This is a genomic window from Halobacteriovorax marinus SJ (genome assembly GCF_000210915.2).
Classification (GTDB): domain Bacteria; phylum Bdellovibrionota; class Bacteriovoracia; order Bacteriovoracales; family Bacteriovoracaceae; genus Halobacteriovorax; species Halobacteriovorax marinus.
In genome coordinates, this window is record NC_016620.1 from 3248148 (window position 1) to 3265956 (window position 17809).

The 17809-nt window shown below is 36.0% G+C and carries 15 protein-coding genes; 7 read left to right on the top strand and 8 right to left on the bottom strand.

From position 1 onward, the window contains the following. Nucleotides 1–36 precede the first annotated feature (36 nt). Complete coding sequence (locus BMS_RS15490) at nucleotides 37–2631, top strand: M16 family metallopeptidase (RefSeq protein WP_014245767.1); 2595 nt, start codon at nucleotides 37–39, stop codon at nucleotides 2629–2631. A gap of 3 nt (nucleotides 2632–2634) precedes the next feature. Here the strand turns inward: BMS_RS15490 and BMS_RS17245 are convergent, their stop codons facing one another. Next, nucleotides 2635–3162 carry a hypothetical protein gene (locus tag BMS_RS17245; RefSeq protein WP_014245768.1) on the bottom strand — a complete coding sequence of 176 codons (528 nt, stop codon included), beginning with the start codon at nucleotides 3160–3162 and terminating at the stop codon, nucleotides 2635–2637. Between the two features lie 194 nt (nucleotides 3163–3356). Between BMS_RS17245 and scpA the strand changes: the two genes are divergently transcribed. The 4 genes from scpA to BMS_RS15515 are packed head-to-tail and all read left to right on the top strand — an operon-like array spanning nucleotide 3357 to nucleotide 7026. After that, nucleotides 3357–5486 carry a methylmalonyl-CoA mutase gene (gene scpA, locus BMS_RS15500; protein WP_014245769.1) on the top strand — a complete coding sequence of 710 codons (2130 nt, stop codon included), beginning with the start codon at nucleotides 3357–3359 and terminating at the stop codon, nucleotides 5484–5486. Beyond that, nucleotides 5486–6454, top strand: a complete 969-nt coding sequence (gene meaB, locus BMS_RS15505; protein WP_014245770.1) for a methylmalonyl Co-A mutase-associated GTPase MeaB — start codon at nucleotides 5486–5488, stop codon at nucleotides 6452–6454. The genes scpA and meaB overlap by 1 nt, the downstream gene beginning before the upstream one ends. A gap of 8 nt (nucleotides 6455–6462) precedes the next feature. After that, nucleotides 6463–6813 (top strand): hypothetical protein, encoded by a 351-nt coding sequence (locus BMS_RS15510; RefSeq protein WP_014245771.1) that lies wholly within the window; start codon nucleotides 6463–6465, stop codon nucleotides 6811–6813. Between the two features lie 9 nt (nucleotides 6814–6822). Then, the gene (locus tag BMS_RS15515; RefSeq protein ID WP_014245772.1) at nucleotides 6823–7026 is read left to right on the top strand and encodes a DUF5989 family protein; all 204 of its coding nucleotides are present in this window, start codon (nucleotides 6823–6825) and stop codon (nucleotides 7024–7026) included. On the opposite strand, the gene BMS_RS15520 is transcribed toward BMS_RS15515, so the two are convergent. Next, nucleotides 7023–9257 carry an SxtJ family membrane protein gene (locus BMS_RS15520; protein ID WP_014245773.1) on the bottom strand — a complete coding sequence of 745 codons (2235 nt, stop codon included), beginning with the start codon at nucleotides 9255–9257 and terminating at the stop codon, nucleotides 7023–7025. The genes BMS_RS15515 and BMS_RS15520 overlap by 4 nt on opposite strands. Next, on the bottom strand, nucleotides 9257–10501 hold the full coding sequence (locus BMS_RS15525) for an SPL family radical SAM protein (RefSeq protein WP_014245774.1): 1245 nt from the start codon (nucleotides 10499–10501) through the stop codon (nucleotides 9257–9259). Before BMS_RS15525 ends, BMS_RS15520 begins: the two co-directional genes overlap by 1 nt. Before the next feature lie 121 nt (nucleotides 10502–10622). Between BMS_RS15525 and BMS_RS15530 the strand changes: the two genes are divergently transcribed. Continuing rightward, on the top strand, nucleotides 10623–11618 hold the full coding sequence (locus tag BMS_RS15530) for an SGNH/GDSL hydrolase family protein (RefSeq protein WP_014245775.1): 996 nt from the start codon (nucleotides 10623–10625) through the stop codon (nucleotides 11616–11618). Here BMS_RS15530 and BMS_RS15535 read toward each other — a convergent pair. From BMS_RS15535 to BMS_RS15560, 5 genes are all read right to left on the bottom strand, one after another. Next, on the bottom strand, nucleotides 11602–12813 hold the full coding sequence (locus BMS_RS15535; protein ID WP_014245776.1) for an aminotransferase class V-fold PLP-dependent enzyme: 1212 nt from the start codon (nucleotides 12811–12813) through the stop codon (nucleotides 11602–11604). The genes BMS_RS15530 and BMS_RS15535 overlap by 17 nt on opposite strands. Nucleotides 12814–13168: 355 nt before the next feature. Next, nucleotides 13169–14023, bottom strand: coding sequence for a DUF7411 family protein (locus BMS_RS15545; protein ID WP_014245777.1), 855 nt, complete (start codon nucleotides 14021–14023; stop codon nucleotides 13169–13171). Nucleotides 14024–14310: 287 nt separating this feature from the next. Further along, entirely contained in the window at nucleotides 14311–14763 is a 453-nt protein-coding gene (locus tag BMS_RS15550) for a hypothetical protein (RefSeq protein WP_014245779.1), read from the bottom strand. A 23-nt stretch (nucleotides 14764–14786) separates the two neighbouring features. Continuing rightward, nucleotides 14787–16439 (bottom strand): hypothetical protein, encoded by a 1653-nt coding sequence (locus BMS_RS15555; RefSeq protein WP_014245780.1) that lies wholly within the window; start codon nucleotides 16437–16439, stop codon nucleotides 14787–14789. A 95-nt stretch (nucleotides 16440–16534) separates the two neighbouring features. Further along, on the bottom strand, nucleotides 16535–17404 hold the full coding sequence (locus BMS_RS15560; protein WP_014245781.1) for an MBL fold metallo-hydrolase: 870 nt from the start codon (nucleotides 17402–17404) through the stop codon (nucleotides 16535–16537). A 73-nt stretch (nucleotides 17405–17477) separates the two neighbouring features. On the opposite strand from BMS_RS15560, the gene BMS_RS15565 reads away from it, so the two are divergent. Beyond that, entirely contained in the window at nucleotides 17478–17798 is a 321-nt protein-coding gene (locus BMS_RS15565; protein WP_014245782.1) for a winged helix-turn-helix transcriptional regulator, read from the top strand. Nucleotides 17799–17809: the final 11 nt, after the last annotated feature.

Below are 17809 nucleotides of genomic sequence, written 5' to 3' on the forward strand. Positions count from 1 at the left end.
TTACCTTAAAAAAAAGCTGCCTTAAACTATAATAGAATGAGTTTAATTTACCAAAATAGGATATATATGCAACACGATCAAATGACACTAAAAAATGGCCTTGAAACTCTCTTTGTCGATTTCCCAGGCTCCACAAGTTCAAGTGTACAGATTTGGTTTAAAGCGGGCTCAGCGCTTGAAGCAAAAAGAGATGAAGGTATCGCTCACTTTCTAGAGCATATGTTTTTTAAAGGAACGAAGAGAAGACCGGGGGCTGAGATTGCTCACGAAGTTGAATCATTTGGTGGAGAAGTTAATGCTTTCACTTCATTTGATTACACTTGTTATTATATCAACTCTCCAAATTCAAAAATTATTCCAACTACTGATATTTTAATGGATATGGTTGCCAATCCGATGTTCAAAAAAGAGGACTTTAACCCTGAGATAGGAGTAGTCTTTGAGGAGTACAGACGATCTCAAGATAACCCTAATCAATATTCATTTCAAAAAATTCAAAAGAGTAGTTTCACAGGTGGCTATGCTCACCCAATTCTTGGAACCGAAAAGACTATTTTAAAGTTTAATAAAGAGCAGCTGCAAGATTTTAGAAAGAAACACTATAATTTAAATAATGCTCTACTCGTAGTTGCGGGAGACTTAAAGCAGAAGAGTAAAATTATTAAGTCGATTGAAAAGTATAAATTACCTTCGGGTGATTCTTCAGTTTTCCCAAAGTTCAAGCTGAAAAAAGAATCTACTCTTAGTATCCATAAAAAAGATGTAAGAATGTCTCAACTCACTCTTACAATTCAAGGTCCGGCCTATTCTGATGCGACAGCGGCAGCAGAAGATCTTGCTCTAAGTACTTTGGGCCACGGTGAAACTTCTAGACTTCATAGAAATCTTGTTCTCGATGGAACTCTTTCTAACGGGGCATCAAGTTCAACGATGTTTATGTCAAAGGGTGGTGTCCACTTTTTAAGAGTTAGCCTACCTCATAAGAATCTAAAGAAGGCCCTTACAAAGCTAGAGGGCATCTTCAAGGAGCTCGTAAAAACAGGATTAAAGAAGGACGAGATTACAAAGATAAAGAATCAATATATTGCTTCAAAGATTTATGAAAAAGAATCACTAGAGTCTTACGCCTTCTCTCTTGGTCATGGCTTTGCTCAAACTGGAAATATTAACTGTGAAGAAGACTTTATAAATAGAATTAAAAACACTTCAATCACAGAAGTTAACCAAACCTTTAAAGAAATATTTTCTAGACCTATTCACATCTCTCTACAAGTTCCTAAGGATACTGATGTAGATAAGGCGCAAAAAGTTTTAGAAACTTTTCAGAAAAACACGGCCAAGATTAAAGACCTTGCAAAAGATAAAAATATTAAGCAGAAGGGAATTACTTCAAAGTTTGACCCTCAAGTTAGAGTTCTTGAACTTAAGAAGGGTATCTCCCTTCTCTATAGACACAATCCTCTAAACCCTACTTTTGTACTTCACACTTATATCAAGGGAGGACTAACAGAGGAGAAGAAATCTAATAACGGAATCTATCATTTACTAAGTGGCACAATTTCTAAAGGTCATCAAGATAAAGACTACGATAAGTTGAAGGAAGATCTTGAGAATAAGTCAGCACATATCTCTGGCTTTACAGGAAAGAATGCCTATGGAATCACAATGCATGGTTTAACAGAGAATGCTCCAAGTCTATTTAAAGATTTCTTTGCAACACTTTTAAGACCTAGCTTTGATGAACGATTTATTGCCCATGAAAAGGAAATGACTCTAAGACATATTGAAAACCAAAAAGAAGATCCAATTAGACATTGCTTCTCTAAAGTTAATGAGTTTGCTTTTAAAGATCATCCTTATAGTTTTAATATTCTTGGAACAAATGAAAATATTAATGACTTCTCTAGAGAAGACCTCATCAAACTTCACACTAAGAATTTAAACGAAAAAGAAATTCTTATTAGTTATTGTGGAGACCTATCACTTGAAGAAGTGATGGAGATGGTAAAGAAGGAAATATCTAGTTTGGATAAAAGAGCTAAGAACAAACTAGTGGCAAAAGTGATCAAACCAGAAGTTGGAAAGAGTCACTTCATTCCTTTTGATAGAGAGCAAACACAAATCTTTCACTTCATTCCAAGTGCAAAACTTGGCAAGAAAGAAAATATTGTTTTAAAGATGATCGCGACACATCTCTCAGGACAGTCTAGTGAGTTATTTGTAGAGGTGAGAGACCGACAAGGTCTTTGCTACTCTGCTCAACCGATTCATTTCACGGCCCTTGAAGCCGGATACTGGGGAATCTATATGGCATCAGGGCACGATAAAGTTAAGCCGGCCATTAAAGCGATCAAAGAAATTATTGCAAAACTCAAGGACAATGGCCTAACCAAGAAAGACTTTAATCGTATTAAGAAAATGATTGAAGGACAGTCATTACTCAATGTTCAAACAAATGAAGATTATGCAAATATCTATTCTGTTCCTACTCTTCAAGGTTTAGGACTAGATTGGTACCACCAAGGCAATATTGATATTAACCAAATTACTTATGAAGAATTTCAAAAAGAAGTAAAGAAAGTCTTCAAGAGAAAGTGGAATACTATTATTGTCGGTAGAGAAGACGCCTAATAACTAGGAGGCGATCCAAATAAGATCGTCTTCCTTCGCATTACTTAAGCACTCTCTTGAAAGAAGTTCCATCAAGAGAGCGGCATTATTAAATTTCTTAGAAAATTCATTATAAAAGGAATCTACATCATAGAATGAAGGTACCAAGTGATTTAACTTTGAATACGCCGCTTGCCCAATATCTCTATAGTAACTCACGTCGACTATTTTCTTATTTAATGAGTCTTGAAAAAAGCCACATATAAAAAGGGCCGTATCTCCAATATCTTTTAACTCTCTAATTCTCTTCTTCTTTGGAAGATGAGAAGCCTGCATCAATTTTAGGCCTAGAATTTTCTCAGATGGTCGCCCCTCTTTTTGCTCAAAGAGCTGATGAGACATTCCAAATTTATCCATCACGAGACTAGAATAGAAGATATCTTCATTCGCCAATGGATTTGCTTGAATACGATTTAGCTGCGCGAGTTGATCAAAGAAGTAACATTGTAGGCTTGTCTCTAGAACGAGATCGCTTGAAAAGCTTGAGGTCATCGATTCTCCTTTCGAAGTTTCAACAGGTTAGACGAGGCACTACCACCATAAATCTACCTTCCTACCCATCATAGCACGGCGCAAAACAAATCGATATTCTGCATTTTTTTCCACTACTTAGGATTTCCAAAATGTGCAAAAGTGCCAAATTTTTGATAGCTTTAGAAATCAAATAAATTACAAAGTGGAGCACCATGAAATCGATCAATGACTGGAAAGAACTTGCAACCAAAGAGCAAAAAGGAAAATCTCCAGAATCACTTATAACGAAGTCGGCCGAAGGCATCGACATTAAGCCTCTCTATACAAAAGAAGATATCTCATCTTTTGATAATACTAATACTCTTCCAGGTTTTGCACCTTTCATTAGAGGTCCAAGGGCCACAATGTATACAGGAAGACCTTGGACAATTAGACAGTACGCTGGCTTCTCTACAGCAGAAGAATCAAATGCGTTTTACAGAAAGGCCCTCGCTGCTGGTGGACAAGGTGTATCCGTTGCTTTTGATCTAGCAACTCACAGAGGATATGACTCTGATCATCCTAGAGTAAGTGGAGATGTCGGAAAAGCAGGTGTGGCCATAGATAGTGTAGAAGATATGAAAGTGCTCTTCGATTCTATTCCTCTTGATAAAGTTTCTGTCTCGATGACAATGAATGGTGCCGTTCTTCCAATTCTTGCAAACTATATTATTGCAGCCGAGGAGCAAGGTGTTTCAAAAGATAAGCTCTCCGGTACAATTCAAAATGATATCTTAAAAGAGTTCATGGTTAGAAATACTTATATCTACCCTCCTGCTCCATCAATGAAAGCAATCGCCGATATTTTTGAATACACATCAAAGAATATGCCGAAGTTTAATTCGATTTCAATTTCAGGTTATCACATTCAAGAAGCTGGAGCCGACAATGCACTAGAGCTTGCATATACACTTGCAGATGGAAGGGAATATATCGAAACGGCCATTGCTGCTGGGATGAATATTGATGACTTTGCACCAAGACTTTCTTTCTTCTTTGGAATTGGAATGAACTTCTATATGGAAATTGCAAAGCTTAGAGCTGCTCGAATGCTTTGGGCAGAAATTGTAAGCGAGTACGAACCTAAGAATGTAAAATCCACAATGCTTAGAACACATTGCCAAACATCAGGATGGTCACTAACAGAACAAGACCCTTACAATAATGTTATTAGAACAACTGTTGAGGCTATGGCCGCTGTATTTGGTGGAACACAATCTCTTCACACCAACGCTCTAGATGAAGCCGTTGCACTTCCAACAGAATTCTCTGCTCGAATAGCAAGAAATACTCAAATAATTCTACAAGAAGAAACAGGTATTACAAATGTTGTGGACCCATGGGGTGGTTCATACATGATGGAAACACTAACAAATGAAATTGCAGATAGAGCAAGAGAGTTGATGAAAGAAGTTCACAAACTCGGAGGGATGGCAAAGGCCATTGAGTCAGGTGTTCCAAAATTAAAAATTGAAGAAGCCGCTGCAATTAAGCAAGCCAAAATCGACAGAGGCGAATATACAATTGTTGGCGTTAATAAATACAAAGTTGAAAACGAAGAAGAGATTGAAATTCTTGAGATCGATAATACTGCTGTAAGAGAATCACAAATTAAAAGATTAGCTCAACTTAAGAAAGATAGAGATAATGAAGAAGTTAATAAAGCACTAAGTGCCCTTACTGAATACGCTAAGACAGGAATCGGTAATGGACTTGAGCTCGCAGTTAATGCAGCGAGAGTTCGCTGTACAGTCGGAGAAATCTCAGACGCACTAGAGAAGCACTGGGGAAGATACAATGCAAACTCGGCAACAGTCTCTGGAGTTTATGGAAGTGCATACGAAGAAGATGAGAACTGGAATATGATCAAAGAGAGAATTGAAAAATTTGAAAAAGAAAATGGTCGAAGACCGAGAATGCTTGTTGCCAAGATGGGACAAGATGGTCATGACAGAGGAGCGAAAGTTATCGCTACTGCTTATGCAGACGTAGGCTTTGACATTGACCTTGCCCCTCTCTTTTCAACTCCGGCGGAAGTTGCAAAACAAGCAGTTGAAAATGATGTTCACGTCATTGGCGTTTCATCTCTAGCTGCCGGACATAAAACTCTTATTCCTGATCTTATCAATGAGTTAAAGAAATTGGGTGGTGAAGATATTGTAGTTGTTGCCGGTGGAGTTATTCCAAAGCAGGACTATGACTTTCTTTACAACTCTGGAGTAAAAGGAATCTATGGTCCGGGTACGGCAATTCCATACGCGGCAGAAGATGTCCTTAACCATATCGAAAATAGTAAGAAGTAATGAGTAAAGAGATCAACGAAAAAGATATTCTAAAAGGAAGTCGCAGGGCCCTTGCAAAGGCAATCACTCTTATTGAAAGTAAGAGAGAGGACCATCGCATTGAAGCTCAAGAGCTTTTAGAAAAACTTCTTCCTAAATCTGGCAATAGTATAAGAATCGGAATCACTGGTACCCCAGGTGTTGGTAAATCGACTTTTATTGAAAGCTTTGGGCTTTACCTCATCTCTAAAGGGCATAGAGTCGCCGTACTTGCTGTCGATCCAAGTTCTCCAATTTCTGGTGGTAGTATCATGGGTGACAAGACGAGAATGGAAAAACTTTCACAAGATGATTCGGCCTTCATTAGACCTTCACCTTCATCTGGTAGCCTTGGTGGAGTTGCCACAAAGACTCGAGAAACGGCAATACTCTGCGAAGCAGCTGGTTATGATGTCATCCTCATAGAAACTGTTGGCGTCGGACAATCAGAATTTGAAGTGGCCTCTATGGTAGACTTCTTTCTTGTTCTCATGCTTCCAAATGCTGGAGATGAACTACAAGGAATAAAGAAAGGGATTTTAGAATTAGCTGACTCTATAGTGATTAATAAGGTTGATGGAGATTCTGTTAATTTAGCAAATCAAACTAAGGCCCACTACTCAGGAGCCTTACAGATTATACATCCAACATCATTTTGGAAACCAGAAGTACAGCTCATCTCATCTCTTGAAAATAGAAATATTGATGGAGTTTGGGAGATGATCGAAAGATATAGAAAAGAAGCTCTTGAAAATGGTGAACTTCATCAAAAAAGAACAAAGCAAAATAGAGATTGGATGCACAAGCTTATCGCTGAGCTTATCGACATAAAGCTAAAGCAGCATCCAGATGTAAAAGAGGAACTTCCCGTCCTCCTTGATAAAGTAACAGAGGGAAAAACAACTCCTTATTTAGCTGCTAATAATATTATTAACCTTTTTTTGAAGTAGGAATAGGAATGATGAAAAACTTAATATTAATGTTTTTATTACTAATGAGTACCACAACTCTTGCTAGAGAAATTCATTGTGTCGTTCATGATGTCTACGCACCTTATTCCGACATCAACCTCTATAAGAAAAAAGGTAATAAATATGAAATGAAAGTTTTCTTAGAAGACGAATTATTGTTAACAGAGCAAGTTAGCTTTAAATTCTCTAGAAGGGCCCGTGTTGCCACATTTAAAGGGCAGTCTGTCGAGATTAAAACCATTGGACTAGTTGCAAATATGGGTGTCCGTGGACAGTTTAAGATACAGAAAATATCAAAATTACCTTATAATGGACTGTGTAAGTTATTTAAAGACTAGGACCATATTATGGACGAGAAGAACATTAAGAAAAAGACTCTAAAGGAAAATTTTCAAGCAAATAACAAAATGCTTAAGGAAATCTTTCTACTCATTAAGAAAAATAAAAAATGGTGGCTGATGCCAATTTTCTTCGTGTTTGCAATTCTTAGTCTATTCTTAACACTTGCTGGAGGAAGCTCTATTCTTCCGGCGATCTATGCCCTTTTCTAAAAAGGGAACTTTAAACTCTGAGGATCAAAAGTACTTTCTTCGCTTCTAAGAAAGTACGTCTCCTTCTCTTTTGAAAAACTCTTTCTCATTGGATCCTTTCCTATCATCTTCATAATGAGTGCAATTGGTGTAATCATAATGAAATAACCAAGAACAAGAAGTAACTGCCCCTTAATAAAGGTTAGATTATTCATTAACCAAGTCCAAGGATGATAGAGAATCGTTAACATTCTCGGTCGTATAAAATAAATCAAAATAACGAGGGCACCTAGAATGAATGGAATTAAGGAATAATTATATTTCCATACATAAGGAAGAAGAATCCCCACACCCAACATGAGAAATATAGAAAATTGCTTCGTAAAATTTTTCAAGTCTAATTCTGAGACACTTGCCCTTACCTTTTGCGTGACTTCACCACTGAGTTCAGTTGTCGTGTATGCTTTAAATGACTCCCTACTCTGATCTTCTTTTTTTAAAATAAAGTCATTCAACACAAGAATATCCATCTCTGTGTTCATAAAGCAGTTTATTGCATTTTCAGGAGTGAGCACTATTGGCTCTCCCCTAATATTGAAAGAGGTATTTATTAAAACAGGAAAACCACTCAAAGAAGAAAACTCAGATAATAAATTATGGAACTTACTATTCGTACTTTGATTTACTGTTTGTAACCTGGCCGAAAGATCGACGTGTGTAATTGCGGGAAGAGGTGAATTCACCTGAGCAAGTCTCTCAAAGAGATTGCACTCTTTCCTCTCGAGAAGAGAGGAGTTCTTAACCTTTGCAGTGAAGAGCATATAGGGAGACTTGCCCTCAAAGTTAAAATAATTACTGACACACTCTTCTAGAACAACGGGGGCAAAGGGGCGAAAAGACTCTCGATATTTAATTTTCAAATTAAGTCTTTTTTGCATTGAAGAGTCTCTAGGATCCCCAAGAATCGATCTATTTCCAAGCGCTCTTGGACCGTATTCTGCTCTACCTTGAAACCACCCCACAACTTTTGCTTCAGATATATATTGAGCCGTTTCTTTACAAATATTTTCACTCTTAGAATATACACATCCTTTAGAGTTTAAAATACTTTCTACTTCTTCGTTTGAATACTCTGGGCCCAATAGTGATCCCTTCATATCATCTGTCGACCTAGCAGATCTCGAATTCCCATTGAATTGATAGTGGCAAGAGAGTGCAGAGCCTAAACTTCCTCCAGCGTCTCCCGCAGCAGGCTGAACCCAAATATTTTCGAATATATTAGCTTCTTTAAGTTTTCCATTGGCAACACAATTAAGGGCGACACCACCGGCAAGACATAGGTTCTTAATCCCTGTCTCTTTCTTTAAAGAGGTCGCAATTTTTAAAACGCAATTCTCTGTGACAGTCTGAATACTTGCCGCAACATCCATATGAAATTGCAAGATATCCTCGTCTCTATTTCGAACCTCTCGTCCAAAGAGCTGACTAAACTTTTTATTCGTCATCACAAGGTCAGTCGTATACGAGAAATAGCTCATATCAAGGCTAAACGATCCGTCTTCTTTTATATCAATAAGATGTTCTTTTATTTTATCAGCATAGATAGGCTTTCCATATGGAGAGAGCCCCATCATTTTATATTCCCCATTATTAACTTCAAATCCAAGGTAGTACGTAAATGCAGAGTAGAGTAATCCTATGGAGTGGGGAAAATCAATATTCCAAAGTTTATCAATGACGCTTCCTCTACCTATCCAGCTACTTGTTGTATTCCACTCACCGACCCCATCGATGCAAAGGATAACGGCCTCATCGAATGGACTTGGAAAGAAAGCCGATGCTGCGTGTGAGAGGTGATGCTCGCAAAATAAAATATTCTTTGAAGAATCGATTGTTGGATCAAGCATTTGTAGCTCATGCTTCAATGTCTTTTCAAGAAAGATCTTTCCACTAAACCACTCTGGTAAAGACGCTTTATAAAAACTCCAACCAAATGGTGCAAATGAAACATATGTTTCTAGAAGTCTTTCAAATTTTGTTAATGGCTTATCATAGAAAATTATCTGATCAACTTCTGCTAATGAAATCCCTGAGAAACCCAGGCAAAAACGAATCGCTTCAAAAGGAAATGTCTTATCATGTTTTTTCCTAGAGAACTTCTCTTCTTCAATAGAAGCGAGAATTTCCCCGTCCTTCAACAACGTTGCAGAGCTATCATGATAATAAGCAGAAATCCCTAAAATATAAGCCATTACTTTTCAAATACCTTTTTAAGAAAGAAACTCTTAAACCCCTGCCATAAACTATGAAGAACTCTTTGAAAAAAGCTCATATTAGGAGATTCAATCTCCAGTCTTTTAAAAATAGGAATCTCCCTCGTTTCTTTCTTAAAACTGCTAACCTTATTCTTTATATTGCAGCAGTCCTCTTTATTATCCCATAGGTCCTGATCTTTCCAAAAATAAGCTTCGCCCAGACCAAGATAGCAAGTTGAGAACTCAATTTTATACTTAGAGCACTCCTCCTTAACCATCTCATAATAACTTCTAATCTCTGATGAAGAATATCTAAAGTCCTCTCCGAGATCCTTCATCTCCTGAGACATTAAGCTTCTTAAGTCTACTCCTGTCTTTTCCTTTATCAACTCTACGACATTGGAGTTCAAATGAACAAAGCCCGTTAACAGAGACTGGCATCCGTACTCTGACAATGTCTTGATATAAGAGAAGTCGAAAAAGTCAGAGGGTGTCCCTTTGGCCAAGTTTCTGGAGTAAACGCCGTCAGCATAAATTGGAAAAAGTGGGTTTAATCTAACCGTACACCAAATTCCATGATCTACTAACGTCTTCAATGCCTCAAGTCTTTTAATAGGAGGAGGTGCTCCAGGCTCTAGAACTTTTGTAAAATTCTCATTCAAACTTGGTAAGGATATTTGGATTGAAAAAAGACTAGGGTTTAGAATATCTAAATACCTTTGTTCAATTACATGATGAGAGCGAGTAAGAAATACCGTTGGGTACTCATAGTGATTTAATATTTTCAACATCTCTAGAGTTACACCGTACTTCTTATCCATTGTCATAAATGGATCAGAGAGAGATCCTATTCTAAGTGGTGTTCTCTTTTCAAGGATTGACCTAAGAGGATGATCCTTATCTGTTTCAAAGACAATGTAGAATAATTCCCAAAACTCTGAGATATTAATAGGCAATGGCATCGGATTATTCCACATCTCTTTTTTACTAAGATCTGATTTGGCCCAACAATATTCACAATCATGAAAACATCCCTCGGCATATGAATCTATCTGAAGTCCATAGTAGCACTCAGAACAATCACTCAGGGCATTTAAGAGAACAGGTTTTCCAGAAGGTGCTTGACCATTCTTAAAAAGATTCTTACTCAAAAAGAAGTCATAAATATCAAGACTAAAATCTGATTGATATGAAGACAGCTTTTGTAGTTGATTAAATTTCTCTACAATGTAATTGCTCATTTTACCCTTATTTTCTTATACTAATGATACAACATCTTCTAATTTCGGACCATAAATTCCCTATTTAGCAACTTGTATCAAAACACATATTCGTTCATACTTAGACAATAAGGAATGAAATATGAATAAATCGATATTTAGAGAGGTCTCAATCTCTCTCATTATTGCCATCCTAATAATATTGGCACTTGAAGGAGTATCGAGAATCATCTACACCCCCTCACATCTTGATAAAATCATGGCCGTTTTAGAAGAAAATCACTCCCGTTTCTGGAAAGTGAAGAGTAATCTTCATCAGGACTTCTTTGGTGCTGAAGTAAGCACTGACTCAAGAGGCTTTAGAATTGGAGCCGCAGATAAGACATGGTCATCAGCAAAAATGAGAGTTGCACTTATGGGCGCATCTCCTAGTTTTGGATGGGGTGTTTCTAACCACGAAACATACTGCTCTAAAATTTCAACTTATTCTGACAACCATATTGCTACGAGAAATTTTTCTCAAATCGGATACAGCTCATATCAAGGAACAAAGTTAATTGATGAAGTCATCAAGTCTAAACCAACTCATATTCTCATCTCTTATGTCATAAATGACTTAGACTACTATCGCTTCTTCTACTCTGATAATGTGCCAGATAAAGAAGTACAAGCTAAAGATCAAAGCATAATAACACTTAGAAACTTTGCAAAAGGTCTCATGTTCCCAAAGTTATTCTTCAAGTTTCTTAAAAGTAATCAAAGCTCAATAAAACTTGATAGAGAAACTAGAGTAACCAAAGAAGATTATATAAGTAATATAAATTCTCTTGTTGAAAAGATTAAGAGCAATAATATAACTCCTATCCTAATTAAGTTTCCTGTAAATATGCCTCTTCAGGAAAATACAGAGGGAGATATTCAAAAAATTCAAAATGCTAGAATAAGAAAAAGAGGTCTAGAGTACAACCTTGCCTTACAAAATTTTGCAAATGAGAAAAGCATTAAGTTAATTGATCTGACTGAGGTTGTTCGAACAACAAATAAGTACCTCTTCTTAGATCCCAACGGGGATACTATACACCCCAACATTGAAGGTCATGATCTATTTGCCAAGAAAATCCTTAAAAGTATCTTATAATCGGCTTTATAACCTCAATAAACTTTAAGACTTCATCCTCAGTATTATATGGCCCTAGAGAAACTCTAAGTGATGGTTTCAATTCTTTTTCGTGATACCATGAGTGGCAACAATGAACACCACTTCGAACCATGATTCTGTGACTCTTATCGAGTACTAATGAGATCTGTCCAAGATCTAGGCCTTCAACAGAAAAATTAATAATCCCGCCTCTCAAATTAGCATCCCTTGGCCCAATAATTTGAACACGCTCTTCACTTAAGAGAAATTCGGTCAAAATCGAGTTTAAGTGAGTTAAATGGCTTTTAATATTCTGAATGCCTATACTTTCAATGTACTCAATACATGCCTTTGTACCAATGACTCCAGAGTAATTTTGAAGTCCGGCTTCAAAGCGAAATGGAATATCACTAAAGGTACAGGAGTCATAAGTTGAATCGATGACAGTCTCACCGCCATAGAGCATAGGAGTTAGACTTGATAAAATAGACTCCTTCCCAAACAGGGCACCAACTCCAGATGGACCAAAGCACTTATGAAAAGAGAAAGCTATAAAATCAACATCAAGTTCTTGAACATCAATTTTAGACGTTGTCATCGCCTGAGCGCAGTCTAGGAGAACTAAGGCTCCATACTTCTTAGCCATGCGAACAAGAGGTGCCACAGACAATGAGCTTCCAGTAACATTAGAGGTATGATGAAGAGAGACGAGTCTATACTTTTTTTCAGATAGCTCTCTTTCAAAGTCCTCTAAATTAATATCAAAATCTTTGTTAAGAGAAATATGATTTAACTCAACTCCTTTCTCTTTAGTGAGAAACTGCCATGGTAAGAGATTTGAATTATGCTCCATTTCTGTTGTGAGTATCCTATCCCCCACCTGCCAATTGATACCTTTTGCAATGATATTTATCGCCTCAGTTGTATTTCTCGTAAAAACAATCTCCCTCTCACTTTGCGCATTAATAAATTTAGCAATGGTCTTTCTTGAGTCTTCGTACTTCTTAGTTGTTTTAACTCCAAACAGGTGAAGCGCTCTATTATGACAGGATGGATGCTCTTCATAATATTCATTCATAGCACTAATGACTTGCTGAGGTCTCAAACTAGTGCAGGCATTATCGAAGTAAAGAAATTCCTTATTGTTTTTATATACAGGAAAGTCTTCTCTAATTTTCATGGGATCAAATTTCATAATTATACTACTTTAAAAATAACAAGAATTATTAGGGTCCAAATAAATACTAAAATTGAAAAATTAAAATATTTGAATATAAGCCCTGACAGCCTAGGGGACACTTTAAATACTGCACTCGCTAGGTTGCATTTATACCTTGAGAGAATATTTTTTTGTCTTATTAACTTATGGTTCACATTAATTAATGAGTCGATTATCGATATCTTTTTCATAAGAATTATTGGAAAAAGAATTATCTTTAGCACCGTTAATAAAATAACGAGGGGAAAAGAGAGAGTTAGCAGCCCCAATAGAGAAATATGACTCTTCTCAAACTCTGCTCCACAACACTCTAACTCTTGATCAAACATCACTATTTCCCAATGATTTTCTTGAGCTTTTTATCATCGCCCTCTAATAATTGAATCATACTAGATATTTTCGATTTATAGAAATCTACCGTCATATCTCTATATTCATCATATGTATGTTTTTGCAGAAAGTATTTTATTGCAAAAATATTGAAAATAATAAATTGAAAGCATCTCGGCTGACGTTTCCTATCATACTTAGAACCCTTTACATTAGGGTTAGGTGCAAGGCCAAGACTAAAGAGCTTCTCACCTGGAGTAAATGTCTTCTTAGCTTCATCATATACCAAGGGCTTTTCTATTTCAGGTACTGTTGGATCACTTATAATCTGTAAATTAGATTTTTCAATAAATCCTTTTTCTTCCGGTCCATCCATTTCAAAAACAGGATTAAAGTATGTAATTCCGAAGTGCTCGTACATTCGCTTTAATTCATCAATAACACCCTTCATTTGAGCGGGGAACATACTCATGGCCTGATTAGCGCCATCTGCAACATACTTTATATTATTATCATTACAGTACTTTATTGTTCTAACATGCATCGACAATTTACATAGTCCACAAGTAGATAGATTAAAGAGACCAAATTTTCTGATATTGGAAAAATAATTTTCATATGAAACGTGCTTAAATAACTTATCTACATTCAATATTTCATGAATAAACTTATCACTTCCAAATTTATCTTTCAGCAGTTGCGCTTGAACGGCAGTATTGTCAGTTTCGTGAAAACCAAATCTATTATAAGTAATGAGGTGTATTTTATTAAATGACTCTTCTAGCAATGCAGCTGTTAGAGTAGAGTCAGTTCCCCCAGAAAAAAGAATTGCAACACTCTCACCTTGAGGGTTCATTTCTTCTCCTGTTCAGACTTTAACTCTTTAAGCATGAAGTTTAATATTCCATAATAGGTATAGTAGATGAATTGTGTAAACCACCCCAGCAACTCGCTAAAGAGAACCCTCAATCGCCACGGCAAAATGAGTGAGATAACACAAATGACCAGTCCAATAAACCTACTTATCATAGGCTCTTATTTTAACATAAGTTGAAACTTTAACCAGAAAAGATGGAAAATGTAGATCTAAATATCTAAAATTATGAGAAAAGAGGGCCAAATTAATGGCCCATTTTGATCGTTTTATTGATTTGAAATAATAAAGACTCTGTTAGTTTCATTATTCAGTTTTCTTACGCTAATTGCATCTCTTTGAATGAACTTAACATTATCTGCCGTCGGAGCAACTCTATCTGTGATATCTACATATCTAGGATCTTGAAAGTTTCTCTCTTCGTCCTTACTTAAAGCGTGAGTTGCAGTGTTATGAGTAACAACAAGAACATGACTTGGACCTCTCCATCCATCATTCTTATACTGAGCAGCTGGTACTTCGACAACACCTCTGTCACTATTAAATGTTCCTATTCTTTTAAAGACTTTAGAAACATTAAAAGATGAGAATCCACCACTACCTGCAACTAAGTAAACAGATGCTTTCTTTGCAGTAATATTCTCTACTCTAAATCCTGCAAACTCTCTTGCTGAAATACTCATTGACATCAGAATTGCTAAACTAATTGTTAAAAATTTCATAAAAACCTCTTTATTATTTCTTATTATAACTCAAGATAATTGTTGTAAATCATTAAATAACCATTTTCATTAATTTCAGTTTTTTGCTTCTTTAAAAGAATACCACCTAGGTCTGAAGGTACAGGAATTTCATCTGCGATCTCCATTCCGTTTATATCTTTCTGCATTTCTTTTATTTGCTCTCTAACTGACTTTCTAACTTTTGACTTAAATAACCTAATATACTTGTCGTCTAAGTAAACAGTGTCCATATCAATTCCCGAAGCAACCATCTTAATTCTTCCTGTTGCAGGATCAATTGGGAATGAAAGATTCATATCAAAATTAATATGTATTGGATTTCTAACGAATGCTTTTTGCCATCCAGTAACTTCATAAATAATCTCTAGAGATAGAGTTGCTGGCTTATTGTTGCCCTTCCCTTTAAAAGTCACAACAGGCATTCCTTCAATTCCAATTGACTCTCCACCGTCAAGATCCATCTTTTTAAAATAACCCCTTAAAGCTGAGAGCTGAATCATTCTATTTACAAGCCCTTGGTTAAGAGCAAGTGTAATGTCATAGTCAGAAACTTCCGACTTATCAATATTTGGATAATCCAAAGCTGTATATTTTGAAGGAAAAGGAACAACTCCTCTAGAAGGATCTTCTACAGTAGCTCCAAGACCTAGGTGTAAGTTATCTCCAACAAAGTTCAATTCTTCTAATCCAAGTTTCCATAAAAATTTTGGAACAAATTTTCCCTCAGGTGCTCCCGGAGGATTCATCTGAGTAACTTCAAATAGTCCGCCCTCAAGTGCGCTCTCTGCTTTTTCTGTGATCATTTGAGGCGCTTGATTTTCTAAAAAACCTTGAAGAGAGCTTTGAATCTTCTCAAGAATCATAGGCTCTTTTTCTACGACTAACTTCTCTACTTCTTCAAGATTAAGAGAGACTTCGTGATCGTTAATTAAAATTTTAATCTCTGGTAATTTGAGTGGTGATGTAAAGTCAGCATCGAATTTAACATCATTCATATTTGATACAGGCTTAGATACGACTAACTTAAATTTCCCACTCTCATCTTTTCCAAACTTAAGAGGGAGTCCTATTCTAAGTTTGTCACTACTATCAACTTGCTCTATCTTTAGGCCATCAACACCAACATCACCTAGAAACTTATGGTTTAAGTCTCTGGCATGTATCTTATCTACACTTATTTTAATGTCAGTTGCTTCAATCCAAGCGTAAACCAAAACATCATATGGCTCCTCTTCTTCTGTAATTTGAGGCTTGTAAAAATCGAGAGAGATCTTTTCCCAATTTGCTGAGAAGGCAACACCTTCGATATCAACTTGAAATTTATGCTTATCAAGATCAAGGCCACTAAAGAATCTATTCAATTGTCCTTTTACTTCTGCAATTTGCTCCTGAACTTCAGGGTCTGAAACCATTTCTTCAAGAGTTTGCTCTTCAGTTTCAATCTGAGTTCCCGCATAGAAGAACTCATCAATATTGAAACCATTATTCTCGACAACTTCTTTTAAGTTATTTTTAAAGTAATTTAGACCATTTTGAGAAATATAAAGTCCAACAGAGTGCTTAATATTCTCAGCTCTTATGCTTGAGATGTAAAAGAAACAGCTCAGAAAGAGAAAAAATGAAAAGAAGAAACGCTTCAATAATTCCAGTAACATAGATTGGTCCTCAATAGATTAGTTCCCTAATTTTATTGATTTTACGGACTTTTCTCTAGTTACTCTGTAAAGACTTCCCAGGGTGTAAAAAGTTTTTACAACTTTAGGCTAGGTATAAATTTAATTGCCTCATAATGATGAGATGGAGCAAATTTAATATCTTTATTCTCCCTCCATACATTGTGCATAAGTATTATTTTTTCGAACACTTCTTCTTTACTCCCATCCGTTAGACAACTAGAGAGCCACATTTTATGAGATTTTTCATAAATTTGAGATGCATGCCATACACTATCCCCTACAAAAAATATTCTCTCTTTTGAAGAAACTCTAACTAAAACTCCAATAGAGCCTTTCGTATGGCCATAAAGGGGTAATAAGATAACAGAGCCATCTGAAAAAACATCGTAATACTTTTTAAATGGTCCATATTTCTTCTTAGTCCATTTGATAAATTTCCAATTAATTCCTGAGTGGTCATATTGAGAACTTAAAAAAGCGTGCTCAGGCCTTCCTTCAGAGAAGGCATCTTTATACTCCTCTTTATCAACAATAACATCTGAGCCAAGAAATTCCTCCAATGCACTTGCATGATCCCAATGTAAATGAGTTAAGAATATTCCTTTTGGATTTTGCTTTTGAACTTCTTTAATATTTTCAGTTTGCTCATATCTAAAGAGTAGCTTTGCCCAGAAAGGCATTTTTTGAAACTGCTTTTCAATACCTTCACCAAATCCAGTATCAATTAAATACCTTTCACCATTATGATCAAAGGCAAAAGCATTATGGGTTGATCTATGAGTTGTTCCCCACTTTCCCCTTGCATAGACTAAAGCCTCTGGACTATCGTTATGACCAGTCTCTAACCTATAGACTTTTACAAAACCGCTTCCAAGAATTGGCAATTTATAGTCTTGAGCAGAAACAGCCTTCGAAAGAATAAATATAAATAGTATAAGTTTCACATAAACTCCCTTTGTAATATAGTTATTATAATGATTTTTACCAAGAACATAGATTACTAAAAGGTTACTTAAGATGAGTCTCACTAAAGATCAGTTAGATATAAGTACAAGAAATATATATACGGCTTTAGATATTATTGGCGGTAAATGGAAAATTAAAATTCTTGGGCAAATATATTTTCATAAAGAGATGCGATTTAATAATTTACTTAGATCAATCCCTGGTATTTCCAACAAGGTTCTTAGCCAACAACTAAAGGAGCTTGAGAGAGATGAAATTATAAAGAAGCAAGATAGAGATAATCTAATTCATTATGTTCTAGATACAAAGGGAAGTAGTATTAATCCTATTTTAACAGCGCTTTGTAATTGGGCAGGAGATAATTACTATTAATTCCCAGAAGA